The sequence below is a fragment of the Rhodococcus sp. BH5 genome (genome assembly GCF_027583855.1).
Lineage (GTDB): Bacteria > Actinomycetota > Actinomycetes > Mycobacteriales > Mycobacteriaceae > Rhodococcus_F > Rhodococcus_F qingshengii.
This window is the reverse complement of sequence record NZ_JAJHVW010000003.1, coordinates 225,973-238,378: the sequence shown is the minus strand read 5'-3', so window position 1 is coordinate 238,378 and position 12,406 is coordinate 225,973. Positions and strand designations below refer to the sequence as shown.

The 12,406-nt window shown below is 62.0% G+C and carries 11 protein-coding genes; 4 read left to right on the top strand and 7 right to left on the bottom strand.

Features of this window, described 5'->3' with window-relative positions:
- Positions 1–19: 19 nt before the first annotated feature.
- Genes RhoBH5_RS10135 through RhoBH5_RS10125 form a run of 3 tightly spaced genes read right to left on the bottom strand, consistent with a single transcriptional unit; the run spans position 20 to position 3,596 of the window.
- Positions 20–1,060 carry an NAD(P)-dependent alcohol dehydrogenase gene (locus tag RhoBH5_RS10135; protein WP_030536186.1) on the bottom strand — a complete coding sequence of 347 codons (1,041 nt, stop codon included), beginning with the start codon at positions 1,058–1,060 and terminating at the stop codon, positions 20–22.
- Entirely contained in the window at positions 1,057–2,211 is a 1,155-nt protein-coding gene (locus RhoBH5_RS10130; RefSeq protein WP_270008226.1) for a serine hydrolase domain-containing protein, read from the bottom strand. Before RhoBH5_RS10130 ends, RhoBH5_RS10135 begins: the two co-directional genes overlap by 4 nt.
- Positions 2,208–3,596, bottom strand: coding sequence for a flavin-containing monooxygenase (locus tag RhoBH5_RS10125; protein ID WP_270008225.1), 1,389 nt, complete (start codon positions 3,594–3,596; stop codon positions 2,208–2,210). Before RhoBH5_RS10125 ends, RhoBH5_RS10130 begins: the two co-directional genes overlap by 4 nt.
- A 167-nt stretch (positions 3,597–3,763) precedes the next feature.
- Between RhoBH5_RS10125 and RhoBH5_RS10120 the strand changes: the two genes are divergently transcribed.
- Positions 3,764–4,420, top strand: coding sequence for a TetR/AcrR family transcriptional regulator (locus RhoBH5_RS10120; RefSeq protein WP_058038401.1), 657 nt, complete (start codon positions 3,764–3,766; stop codon positions 4,418–4,420).
- 3 nt (positions 4,421–4,423) lie between these two features.
- Here the strand turns inward: RhoBH5_RS10120 and RhoBH5_RS10115 are convergent, their stop codons facing one another.
- The 3 genes from RhoBH5_RS10115 to RhoBH5_RS10105 form a co-directional block, all read right to left on the bottom strand.
- Positions 4,424–4,996: a TetR/AcrR family transcriptional regulator gene (locus RhoBH5_RS10115; protein WP_003943039.1), complete on the bottom strand. Its 573-nt coding sequence runs from the start codon at positions 4,994–4,996 to the stop codon at positions 4,424–4,426.
- 36 nt (positions 4,997–5,032) lie between these two features.
- On the bottom strand, positions 5,033–6,148 hold the full coding sequence (locus RhoBH5_RS10110; RefSeq protein ID WP_270008224.1) for an agmatine deiminase family protein: 1,116 nt from the start codon (positions 6,146–6,148) through the stop codon (positions 5,033–5,035).
- Between the two features lie 157 nt (positions 6,149–6,305).
- Positions 6,306–7,889: a helix-turn-helix transcriptional regulator gene (locus tag RhoBH5_RS10105; RefSeq protein WP_230359233.1), complete on the bottom strand. Its 1,584-nt coding sequence runs from the start codon at positions 7,887–7,889 to the stop codon at positions 6,306–6,308.
- Between the two features lie 172 nt (positions 7,890–8,061).
- Between RhoBH5_RS10105 and RhoBH5_RS10100 the strand changes: the two genes are divergently transcribed.
- Positions 8,062–8,892, top strand: a complete 831-nt coding sequence (locus RhoBH5_RS10100) for a siderophore-interacting protein (RefSeq protein ID WP_270008223.1) — start codon at positions 8,062–8,064, stop codon at positions 8,890–8,892.
- A gap of 54 nt (positions 8,893–8,946) precedes the next feature.
- Positions 8,947–10,032, top strand: a complete 1,086-nt coding sequence (locus tag RhoBH5_RS10095) for an ABC transporter substrate-binding protein (protein WP_270008222.1) — start codon at positions 8,947–8,949, stop codon at positions 10,030–10,032.
- Between the two features lie 96 nt (positions 10,033–10,128).
- Here RhoBH5_RS10095 and RhoBH5_RS10090 read toward each other — a convergent pair whose 3' ends face one another.
- The gene (locus RhoBH5_RS10090; protein WP_270008304.1) at positions 10,129–10,509 is read right to left on the bottom strand and encodes a hypothetical protein; all 381 of its coding nucleotides are present in this window, start codon (positions 10,507–10,509) and stop codon (positions 10,129–10,131) included.
- Between the two features lie 654 nt (positions 10,510–11,163).
- Between RhoBH5_RS10090 and RhoBH5_RS10085 the strand changes: the two genes are divergently transcribed.
- Positions 11,164–12,321, top strand: a complete 1,158-nt coding sequence (locus tag RhoBH5_RS10085) for an acetyl-CoA C-acetyltransferase (protein WP_030536178.1) — start codon at positions 11,164–11,166, stop codon at positions 12,319–12,321.
- Positions 12,322–12,406 lie beyond the last annotated feature (85 nt).

Sequence of the window (12,406 nt, the reverse complement as noted above, 5' to 3'; positions counted from 1 at the left end):
GTGAAGTGCCTTTCGAAGATTAGGGTACGAGCACTGCGCGTCCGGTGACCTTGCCGTGTTCGAGACGGTCGAGTGCGTCGCGGGCATCAGCGAGGTCGAAGCGGGCTACTTCTACCGTTACCAGACCGGCCTGTGCCAGGGCGATGGAATCGACGAGGTCGTTTCTGGTGCCGCCGTACGACTTCCGGATCGATGCGCCCCACGGCCAGCCTGGTCCGCCGGCAGCTTCGGCAGTGATTCCGGGGTTTCCGCCTCCGAGACCTACCATGCGATACGCGCCGTTCGGCGCAACCGCTTGAACGGACATCTGTGCAGTTGCGTCGATACCGACGAAGTCGAAGATGACTTCTGCGCCCCTGGCCGATGTGAGGTCGAGGATGTGCTGCGCGGTGTCCGGTCCCGATTCGAGCGTGATGTCGGCGCCGCAACGTTTGGCGAGATCGAGTTGATCCTGTCCGACATCGACGGCGATGATGCGCACGGCACTGATTGCGCGAAGTATCTGTACTGCAACGTGACCGAGTCCGCCGACGCCGATCACGACGGCGGTGGCACCGGGCTGGAGATGTTCGCGGGCACCGCGAATGGCGTGGTAGCTCGTCAGTGCCGCATCGGCGAGAGGTGCGGCCTGCAGGAAGTCGAGGTCTCCGATGGGTACGAATGAGCGAGCCGGGATCTTGACGTACTCGGCCATCCCGCCTTCGGGACCAAGCCCGGGGCAGGGCGGCATCGCGGTGCGTCCAGCGGCGAGGCACATATTCTCGTTGCCGCTCATGCATTCTCGGCACTGTCCACATGACCAACAGAGGTAGACGACGCCACGCTCTCCGACGGAACGGCCGTCGACGCCACTCCCGACGGCTTCGATCGTTCCGGCAATTTCGTGGCCGATTGTCAGCGGTTCTTCGCGCATCTTGTACGGAAAGTGCAGGAGATGGAGATCGGAGTGGCAGATTCCCGCTGCGCCCACCCGAATCAGTAGTTCCGACGGGCCGATCTCCGGGACCGGCACGTCGTTGATTTCCAGGAGCCCGGGCCCCATGAGCTGGGCTGCCTTCATGAGCTGACCTCGCTGACCTCGGAGTTGTATGCGGCGCTCAGGTACGCGTTGCTGCGGTCGGATCCGATCAGACCCGGTGCCATCTTGTTCATGACGTAGGCGAAGGTCATCCGTCGGTCCAGATCGTTGACCAGCATCGAGCCGCCGATACCTGCCCACCAGCAGGTGCGTCCGTCGGGAATCAGTGGCGCGGTAACCGGATGTGGCAGTCCGTAGCCGATGCCGAACTTGAGTGGTGTCATGATCCCGAGATCGATACCGTCGGCTTGGATCTCGAAGATCAGGTCGATGGTGCTCTGCGAGAGCAGCTTCCGGCCGTCGAGCACACCACCGTTCGAGATCAGGGATTGGACCCGAGCGATAGAACGTGCGTTGCCGTGGCCGTTGACTGCGCCGATCTCGGCTTCCCGCCAGGGTGCGGTGTTGACCTCGGGGTAGTCGAGCAGTGGGCAGGTCAGGGTCTTGATGAAGATGCTGTCCTGGTCGAGCGTGGACAGGTCGAACTCCAACGCGGGCGGCGGAACCATGGTGGCGATTCGACCGAAATGCTCTGCGGACGTGCCGATATGGAAGTCGGCTCCCAGTGGACCGGAAAGCTCTTCGGCAAAGAACCTGCCGAGAGTTCGCCCGTCGATGCGACGAATGACCTCACCGACGAGATGGCCGTAGTTGATCGCGTGATAGCCCGACGCCGTACCTGGGGTCCACCAAGGCTTCTGGGTAGCGAGGCGAGCGGTGGACGCCTCGAGGTCGTAGATGTCCGTCAGTTCGATCGGGCGCTCCCAACCGGAGACGCCAGACGTATGCGACAGGAGGTGGCGAACTTCGATGTCTTCCTTACCGTTTGCCGCAAATTCGGGCCAGTAGTGAGCAACTTTCTGGTACACGTCCAATTGGCCGCGTTCGACCAGCAGGAGCGCACACAGGGCCGTTATGGTCTTGGTGATGGAGAACGTGTTGACGATGGTGTCGCTGCCCCATGGAGTGGTACGGGATTCGTCGGCGTACCCGCCCCAGAGATCGACCACGGATTCTCCGGCGACGGTGATGGCAACAGAGCCGCCGAGTTCTTCACCGGATTCGAGTTGAGCCTCGAAGGCGGTGCGGACGGCGTCGAACTCGTTGTCGCAGTGACCGTTCACCAGACTCATGCGCGATCCGCCTTCTCGAGTTCGTGTGCTGCTGCACGCGCGGCAACAGGTAGCTTGTTTCCGGAGGCCGCAGCACGCTTGGTGCCCTTGGCGATTTCCTTGTTCATGTTGCGGACGTAGGGATCGAACTCGAGCTGGATGGTGTGCCGCGGCGACTTGTAATAGGGGGCGAGGAAGTACGCCTCGTCGGCTTTGGTGATCTCCTGCATCTCGTTCGCGGACGGCAGTTGGTATTTACCGGTGAGGTAGGCCGCGACGAGCTTGCTCTGCTGCTCGGCGAAGTTGACGAGCGTCGGCATGGGCTGCGCGAGTCCCATGAAGAAGAGGTTGTCGATTCCGGGCTTCATCATTCGTTTGAACAGTGGGAATCGGTTGTCCTTGTCCGGCAGCAGATTCGGATCACTGAAGAAGGGGAAGCTGATGTTGTAGCCGGTGGCGCAGATGACCACGTCGACGTCCTCGGCGGTGCCGTCGGAGAAATGAACCTGCTTTCCGTCGAGTTTGGTGATCGCCGGCTTGAAGGTGATGTCGCCTGACCCGGCGCGTCCGAGGAACTCGCCACTGGCTGACGGATGTGCCTCGAAGGGGCGGTGATCTGGCTTGGGTAGTCCGTAGCCCTCCATGGTTCCCAGGTTCTTGCCGAGGAATCGACGACTCAGGAACAGTCGTAGACCACGCGGCATCCAGGGCGGGGTGATCAGTTTGTCTCCCGGCACGCCGCCCAGGTATTTCGGCAACACCCACACGCCGCGGCGCGCCGAGACGATGAGCTTGTCGGCGAGGTATCTCTGCCCCAGTTCGGAAGCAATGTCCAAGCCGGAGTTCCCCATTCCGACCACGACTACTTTCTTGCCGCGCATGTCGATCGGATCGAACGGGTCGTTGTAGCCGTGGCTGTGCATGAGGACGCCGTCGAACTCGCCTGGGTAATCCGGGATGTTGGGATCCCAGTGGTGACCATTGCAGACCATCAGGACGTCGTAGGTACGGACTTCGCCGTCCGAGCGCGTGATGGTCCACAGTCCGTTTGCATCACGCTCTGCGGCAACAACACTGGTGTTGAAGATGATCGACTCACGCAGTCCGAAGTGCTCGACGTAGTCCTTGAAGTACTGGAAGAGTTCGGAGTGGTGCGGGAAGTCGGGAAGGTCGGCAGAGACCGGGAAGTCCTCGAATGCCAAGCGCCACTTCGACGTGTCGATATGCAGGCTCTGGTAGCAGGCCGACATCCCGTTGGGATTCTTGTAGTACCAGTTTCCGCCGACCTCGTCGGACGCTTCGTAGCAGTCGAAGGGTATTCCGAATTCCTTCATTCGCTTGGCCGTCGTGATTCCGGTAGGCCCGGCGCCGATGATGCACACGCTCGGCAAGGGGGAGGGGCTCATTCGCCATCGCTTTCTGTTCTGTCTCGGGCGTGCGAGAAGAAGAATCGAATCCCGAGAAGTGACTTGAGTCATAGTGCGCCACTCGCTGACGTTGTGTCAATGAATGACGCAATGTTTTTTGGTGACGGCGAGTCGGTGATTTGCCAGGAGGTTGAAATGCGAGCAAGGTGGGCGACGTGAGCACGACTACGGACGGCCCGAAGAACAGGCGGGGAACCCTTCGCGACGAGCAGAAACGCGCGACGCGGGCCAAACTCGTGGACGCCGCACGCACTCTGTTCGAGGAGCGGGGATACGCGGCCGTGACGGTCGATGACATCGCCTCGGTCGTCGGATGCAGTAGAGCCACGTTCTACGTGCATTTCGCCAGCAAAGTGGAGATGCTCAAAACGATCGGCGCGGCCGGGATGGCGGCGAGTGCGTTCGCTTTCTACATCGATCTCGATCGGGTTCTCGACACGAACTCTCGCGTGGAATTCACGGCTTGGTTGGAGCGTGCCTTCGACTGGTTCGACGAGAACAAACGCCTGCTGCCGGCCTGGGACGAGGCCGTGGCACTCGAACCGGAGTTCCGCGAGACAGCGCGAGACGGTATGACCCAACTACCGAATGCCATGCCCAAGTACCTGGGCCGTTGGCCGGAGGAACAGCACGACGAGGCACGGTTGCGCGTCGAACTGCTCGTGAGTCAGTTGGAGCGATTCTTCACACGCTGGGCCGTGCAGGGGACAATCGATGTGACGCGGATTCAGGCCGCCGAAGTTCTGACCGACATCTGGTTCCCGGCTCTGTCTCCGGAATCGAAGGGCGTCGGCGAGCGGTAGAGGCTAGCTCGGATCGATCTCCACACTGATCGCGCCGGTGAGCAGTTCTCTGGCTCGTTCGATGGGGATCGAGCCGCTCAGCCAGCGTTCGCTCAGACCCTCGACCAGGGCGGTGAGTCGTTCGGCGGCGTCGGCCGGGCTTGCCTTCGGATCAGCGAGCCCGGCATCCTGCGCTTGGCGGATCAAGGATTCGACGTCGTCTGCCCACTCTTGCGTCGTGGTGCGTAGCGGTTCGCGCAGCTCGTCGGCGAAGACTGCGCTTGCCCGGAGTTCACCCCAGGCGATGCTGTTCTCCCGAATCTTCGGGGAATTCTGAAACTCCAGCAGGAGCATCTGCTCGAGCTGCGCACGAGGGTCTGTCTCCGTGAAGGCACTTTCGGTGTACAGCGCGGCGCGATCGTTGATGTGATCGAGGGCCCGGCGCAGCACACCTGCGCGGTTTTGGAAGTGGTAGTAGATGAGTGCCGTCGACACTCCGGCCTCGGCAGCGAGCGTCTCCACCCTCAGCCCGCGTACGCCGTGTTGGGCAATGACGCGGACTGCTGCTTCCAAGATTTGCGTTTGGCGGTTCGACACGAGTCCGAATTCTACGAGGGTGGTCGGGACAGGTTTCTAGTCCGCGGGTTCCTGCTGGGTGGTGCAGTGAATGCCGCCACCACCCGCGGCGATGGCGTCGATGTTGATCTGCACGACACGGCGGTCGGGGAAGAGGCGCTCCAATTCACTTCTGGCGGCCTGGTCGGCCTCGGGGTCACCGAACTCGGGTGCGATGACCGCGCCGTTGCATACGTAGAAGTTGATATATCCGGCTGCGAAATCATCCGATTCGAAGTCGGGCCTGATCGCGACCGGCGCCTCGAGGACAACCACTTCCAGCTTCCGTCCCCGTGCGTCGGTCGCGTTCTGGAGAATCTCGAGGTGACGTGCGGTCACGTCGTGGTCGAACGACTCCGGGTCTGTGTCGAGGCCTGCGACCACGACACCTGGGCGTGCGAAACGGGCGTAGAAGTCCGTGTGGCCGTCCGTGATGTCCTTGCCGGCGATTCCCGGTAGCCAGATGATCTTGTCGAGACCGAGCAGGGGACCGAGTTCGGCTTCGACGTCCGACTTCGACCATCCCGGGTTGCGGTTGTTGTTGAGTACACAGCTTTCGGTGATGATGGCTGTGCCTTCGCCGTCGACCTCGATGCCGCCGCCTTCGAGGATCAGGTCGGTAGGCAATGATTCGACTCCCGCGCGGGCGGCAACGAAAGCTGCGACCTGGCCGTCCTGATCAAAATCCTGCTTCTTGCCCCAACCGTTGAAGTTGAAATCGATACCCGCTTTGGTCCCGTTGCCTTTCACGAATACGGGGCCGGTATCGCGCATCCAGAGGTCGTCGAGAGGCGCGGCGATCAGTTCGACCGATGGGCCGACGAGGGAGCGAGCCAAGTCCAGTTCCTCGGAACGAACAAGCATCGAGACGGGCTCGAACTGCGCGATGGTCTGCGCGATCGTCGCGAGGTTGCGCTGGACCTCGGGCAGGAGGGCTGCTCCCCAGATCGCTTCGCTGGCACCGAACGCCATCCAGGTGCGCTTGTGCGGATCCCCCTCTTCCGGCATCACCCACTCGCGAAGATCGTTGCTGCCATCGCTCCCGCGCGAGGCTGAGTCGGAATCGCCGCAACCTGCCAAAAAGAGGCCACTGAGCGCAGCGGCGCCTGCCTGAATGAACCGACGTCTTTGCATTGCGGTGACTCCTTGTGCTGTGTGCGTGCGCGCCCGGTCCGCGTCCTGCTTGCATGGAGCGTAAACCTTGACTGAAAATTTAGTCAAGGAAGTAGTGCCAGTTCGAGACCGTTTCGGCGGGCGACACGACGGATCGAAGGACTCATCCGTCGGAAGGTCACGAGTCGATGAGTCCTTCGACCGTTCCCCGCCATCCACGGCGCTGGTAGTCCCGGGGCGACATGCCGTGGGCACCGATGAAGACCTTGGTGAATCCGGACGCGTGCGCGTAGCCGAGTCGACGGGCGGTCTCTCCGGCCGAGAAGCCCTCCTCGAGATAAGCGCGGGCGAGGGTCATCCGCAACTGACCGCGCCAGCGCGGGAAGCTCTGGCCGGTGGCCGCTACGAAGCGTTTGTGGAGCAGGCCCTCGTCGACGCCGAGTCGAGCGCTCCACTCCGGCAGCGTGCGCGAATCGGTGGGGTCCGCGCGGAGTGCGGTAAGGATCGTTTCGACAGGATCGGTTCGGCCGCCGGGTGTCCGCGTCGCCGCGCTGTTTCGGATCAGCCTCGAGATCCTCGCTGGGTCATGGATTTCGGGGCGCAGAAGGGTGTAATTCGCAACGACCGTGTGTAACAGATACGCCTCCGCTTCGCGCGCGAAGTGCAGCACTCGTGGCGGCGGTGCAGTGACGGGAGAGTCGCCAGGCTGGGATCCGAGCGGAAGTAGAAGCGAACCCTCCGCGATCTCGACGCTGTTGCGTACTCCCGCGGGAAGCCACATCGCGTCGCCCCGCCTCAGATTCCAGGTTCGGTCGCCGAAAGTGACCCGGGCGGAGCCTCGGTAGATCCAGACGATGACGTGAAAGTTGTTGACCCTGGCCCACGTTCCGCTTGCGGGAATCGTCGGCGGTATCGGCGCCGAGCCTGAGTGGGCGCCTTCCTCGGACAAGAGTACGACGCTCTGTGCCAAGGTCTCGTTCTCATGGATCGGCGCTGAGCCTTGGTTTGCACGTGTGTAGTCACTGGGTGTCACACCGGTGTGTTCACGGAAGGCACGGGTGAATCCCGCGGGCGTCGCGAATCCGACCTGCCCACCCGTCCATCCGATTTCGCGGCCGGAGTTCAGGTATGCGATTGCTGCCGCGATCCGGGCCGAGGTGCGCCAACGCGCGAAAGGCAACCCCGTCTCCTCCGTGAATCGGCGCTGCAGGGTGCGGACGCCGATCTTGAGTTGCCGGGCGAACTGGGAAAGCTCCGTGTCGTCGGCTGGCGTCCGTAGAAGCGTGCGAGCGATCTCGAGGGTCTCGGCCGAGCGTGGCAAATTCGGTGGGGCGTACGACACCGAAGCGTCGGCGTCGTTGGAATGGGCCCCCGCGACAAGCTCGAGTAGTCCGGCTCCCACAGTCGCCCCACCGCGCAGAAATCCCAAGTTGTGCGCGAACTGGTGGACGAGCCAGTCCTGCCAGGCTGCCGGGATCTCGAAATCGATGATCCGGTTCAACGTGGGCGGCAGGTCGGCAGCGGGCATCGGAATGGGAAACGCGACCGCTCCCGGGTCGACTCGGATGCTGTAGGCGATTCCCGCGGGCACCCAGGTTGCCGCCCCAGCGGTCACGCTGCGGGTGCGGTCGCCGATCTGTAGTTCCGCGTGTCCGGTGTGTACCCAGAAGAGCAGTGGCTCACGTGCATTCGCGATCGAGGAGAGTCGGGACGCGGGGATCTCGGGGACTTCGCCCGCGGAGAACACCAACCGTGGTCCCACGTATGCCCTCCCGATTCAGATGCTTTCTCACGCAGCCACCGATGAGTGTAAGAAGTCGGCACGCACGGATAACCGTAGCCGATTAGGGGAGGCTAGCTTTATTCAATGGCCCTTCCGCCGAGATCGAGCGTGGGTCGAACCCCCCGTCTGTGCGCTTCCGAGGAGTCTTTCCGTGCCCCGAAACACCCGTCCGACAACAGCGTACTCAGTCACCTTGCGTGAACTCGAGGTACGTCGGGTGACAGACGTGACGCCGGGCATGCGGAGAGTGACGCTCACCGGAGCGCAGCTCGACACCTTCACAAACGCCGACGACTTTGCCGAGCCCGCCTTCGTCAGCACCGGCTTCGACGACGACCTCCGATTGTTGTTCGCCTATCCTGGCGAAACCGATCCGGTCTTGCCGGTGATAGTCGACGGCACTGTGACTTTCGCAGCGGGACGCCGTCCACTTGCCCGCGCGTACACCGTGCGCCGTTACGATCCGCGAACAAGTGAACTCGACGTCGATTTCGTCGTTCACGGCGGTGGAGTTGCTACCACCTGGGCGCGCGACGCCGGCCCGGGCGACCGAATGCACATCGCGGGTCCCTCTGTATCGCAGGGACTCCCGGAAGATTGCGAGTATCTGCTCGTCGTCGGTGACGAGACGGCGCTACCTGCGATCGCACGTCTGCTCGAGGAATTGCCTGCCGATGCCAGGGGGCATGTGTTCGTCGAAATTGCGGACTCGGCTCACATTCAATCGGTGCGCGAGTTGCCCGGGGTGAGTGTCACGTGGTTGCCACGCGAGGGGGCGGAGCCCGGCACTACTTCTTTGTTGCTCGACGCGGTCAGTGCAGTCGAATGGCCTGACGGACGCGTATTCGCTTGGCTTGCAGGCGAACAGGCGACGATTCGCTCGCTTCGGCGTCATTTGATTCGTGATCGAGGAACTGCGAAGACCGACATCGATTTCACCGGCTACTGGAAACGCAGCGACACAGTGCGCACAGATTCCTGACCCGGCTCCATCGCTCGGTAAGACCGAAGCGCTCGATAACACCGAAAGGCAGAAATGACAGTCCTGCGCACCAGACGATCACGGATCATCGGACTGATCGGGGCCGCGCTCGCCGCAGCGCTCCTTGTGTCCGGGTGCTCGGCCTCGGCCGAAAACTCGAAAACGGCGTCCACTCCCGGTTCGGAGGGGAACGCCCTTCCCGCTGCGGAAGGAACGACTACTTACCCGCTGACCCTGGAATCGCCATATGGTACAAGTATTCTCGAGAAGCGCCCGGAGCGGGTTGCCGCAATCGTCCCCAATGCCGTCGACACGGAAATGCTCCTCGCGCTCGGCGTCAAACCCGTTCTCTCCTCGTCGATGGTCAAGGAGTCGGCTTCCCAGTCGTACTTGCTGCCTTACGGCGCAGAGGATCTCGACACCTTCGAGTTCGCGATGGGCGGCACACTTCCCGTCGAAGCGATCGCCGCGAGCGAACCTGACCTCATCGTCGCCGTCGGCTGGGCCGACGGCCTGGGTGGTTTGTCGATGGGCGATTACTACGAACGTTTGTCCTCCATCGCACCGGTGGTGACGAGCCCCGACACGAAGTCGCGGATGCTCGTGCCGTGGAAGGAATCGATCCGCGTACTCGGCGAGACACTCGACCTCTCGAAGGCAGCCGAAAAGATCGTGGCGGACCATGATCGGTATTTTGCGAAGGTGCGTCAGGAGAACCCTGAACTCACTGGCCTGACCGCAACCTGGGCGATCTTCTACGGAACCGGCAATGGGCTGCAGTACCTTTCAGCGCCCGATTCGGCTCCGGCAACTTTCTTGGGCGAGCTCGGTTTTGCCGAGAACCCGCGTGCACAGGAGTTCGTCACCCAAAGCAGTGTCGGCGAGGAACTTCTCGAGAACATCGATGCGGACTTCCTGCTGATCGGCCGCAGTGCCGCCGGCAGCGAGGAGGATTTCGACAAGCTGACCGGCGGGAAGCTCTTCCAAGCGCTGGGAGCGGTGTCCTCCGGTCGTTGGGTCGCTCTGCCTCCTCGCACCGCCGACGGTGGCGACGTTCTGTGGGCAATCACGAGCGGTGGCCCGATCGGAACGATGTGGGCGGCTGAACATATCGTGCCGCTCATCAGCGCGAAGCTGTAGGCGTACAACTGGAGAACGGAAAGCCCTCACCCGTCGCCACACGATTGTGTGGCGACGGGTCGTTCGTACAGCAGGTGTCCCGGGTTTGAGGGTTGCCTATGGGACGAAGAAGGTTGCGAAACCCGGGGTGACAGGTCCGGCGGCAGGCAATATGGCGACGGCAACTTGCCCGGCTCCAGTCTGCAGGGTTGCCTCTCCCGGGGTTCCTTGGTTGTCGCCAGAAAGCCGACCGGTGCCGGAGGCTCCTGTCGAGAGGTTCATCCAGCGCACTTCCGTCGAAAGCATGCAACCCCACCGCTCGTCTTTGGCGCCGGTGATCGTCACCGTGCCAGGTTGTTCGCCGGCTACCGCCACACAGTGGACAGGGGGTGCGTCGAAGCTGCCGTTTGGGTTCCCGAAAGGCGCCGGGTTGATTTGGAACGGAACGGTGACCGCAGCGGAGGCAACGGCTGCGGGCGCGAGAACCGATACGGCCACTATGGATACGCAGGCAGATAGTCGGCGTACGAGATTCGTCACGGTAACCTCCGGTAATCGAAGACGGTGTGGTGCCCATGCTCTACCCGGAGCGCAATTACCGCAAGGGGATCCAGTTTTCGAGCCAGCGGCGGTTCATGAATCGCTGAGTGCGTGACCGTTTGTAGAATCGTTGTCCTGCAACGCGTATCGGTATACGAAGCCTGTATTGGGCGGTGAATAGCCCAATCGTGCTGGGCTCCACCGAAAGTACTAACTTTCCAGCCATCGGCCAGCCGGCTTGCGGTGTAGCTCGACAAAGCTGGTGTTGTTCGCAAGGCGGGCTGAACGATTTCTCAGGGAAGGCAATGGATATGGATGATGCGCTCGTTCCGCTCGAAGATGCACTCCCGCAGCTGTTCTCGCATCTTTCGCGGTTTCACGCTGGCGTGAGGGGTCTGCGGCGTGGGCAGCCAAGCCGCGTTTGGGGGTCGAGCCTCTAACTGTCGAATGATTGCGACAGCAGTGGATTTCGTTGGATAGAAGTGCGGAGACCAATCCTGTGGTGGTGGCTGCGGGTCTCGAAATCACGTTTCATCTACCAAACAAATGCTTGATCGCTAGAGTGTGTGCGACATCGAAAGCCCGACAAAGTTCGATTTCGAAGGAGTTCGTATGGTTGCACCTCAGGCTTATGTCGTCGATGCGCTCCGCACTCCGGTGGGTAAACGGCACGGCTCGCTCGCAGGAGAGCACCCAGCGGACATGGGGGCCCACGTGATCACATCGATTCTCGACCGCACTCGACTGGACCCGATGGCCGTCGACGATGTGATCTTCGGTTGTGTCGACGCTATCGGGCCGCAATCGGGCAACATTGCCCGCACTGCCTGGCTTTCAGCAGGCCTACCGTTGGACATCCCAGGAACGACAGTCGACAGACAATGCGGATCTTCACAGCAAGCCGTCCACTTCGCAGCGCAAGCGGTCATGAGCGGGACCCAAGATGTGGTGCTTGTCGGCGGTGTGCAGAACATGTCCTCGATTCCTATCTCGGCGGCAATGCGTGCCGGCAACGAGTACGGATTCGACACGCCCTTCAGCAAGTCCCGGGGGTGGGCAGCACGATTCGGCGAGGCCGAAATCTCACAGTTCGTCGGCGCCGACCTGATTGCCAAGAAATGGGGTATCAGCCGTGAAGACATGGAGGAGTGGGCACTGCAATCGCATCAGCGTGCCCGTGCTGCCATCACAGACGGCCGATTCGAGCGTGAGACAGTGTCATTGGGCCAATGCGTCGTTGACGAATGCCCACGAGAGACATCCATGGAGCAGATGGCTGCACTGCCCGCATTGAGGGATGGCTCGTTGCTGACGGCTGCTGTGGCTTCGCAGATCTGTGACGGCGCATCAGCGGCCCTGATCGTCTCCGAGAAGGCGCTCGAGGTTCATGGATTGAAGCCACGTGCGCGCATTCATCATATGAGCGTGCGCGGCGACGATCCGATGCTGCAGCTCTCGGCGCCGATACCCGCGACGAAGTATGCACTGGCGAAATCCGGCATGGCGATCGGCCAGATGGATACCGTAGAAATGAACGAGGCATTCGCTTCGGTAGTTCTGAGCTGGTTGATCGAGACGGGTGCAGATCCCTCCCGGGTCAATCCCAACGGTGGTGGAATCGCACTGGGCCACCCTCTTGGGGCCACTGGCACCAAGTTGTTCGCCACGATGTTGCACGAGTTGGACCGCATTGATGGACGGTACGGACTCCAAACCATGTGTGAGGGTGGTGGGACCGCGAACGTCACCATCATCGAGCGGCTGAGCTGAGCTCGAGAAATTGGGCGGCATGGAAGGCCTTCTGTTGTAGCGCTTTGTCGGGTGCAACGCGCCCAACAGGGGTGCCGTGGCGCGG

Coding starts and splice junctions, on each gene's coding strand:
- RhoBH5_RS10110 (WP_270008224.1), bottom strand. CDS start 6,148: ATGCAAAGACGTCGGTTCATTCAGGCAGGCGCCGCTGCGCTCAGTGGC.
- RhoBH5_RS10125 (WP_270008225.1), bottom strand. CDS start 3,596: ATGAGCCCCTCCCCCTTGCCGAGCGTGTGCATCATCGGCGCCGGGCCT.
- RhoBH5_RS10095 (WP_270008222.1), top strand. CDS start 8,947: ATGACAGTCCTGCGCACCAGACGATCACGGATCATCGGACTGATCGGG.
- RhoBH5_RS10130 (WP_270008226.1), bottom strand. CDS start 2,211: ATGAGTCTGGTGAACGGTCACTGCGACAACGAGTTCGACGCCGTCCGC.
- RhoBH5_RS10135 (WP_030536186.1), bottom strand. CDS start 1,060: ATGAAGGCAGCCCAGCTCATGGGGCCCGGGCTCCTGGAAATCAACGAC.
- RhoBH5_RS10085 (WP_030536178.1), top strand. CDS start 11,164: ATGGTTGCACCTCAGGCTTATGTCGTCGATGCGCTCCGCACTCCGGTG.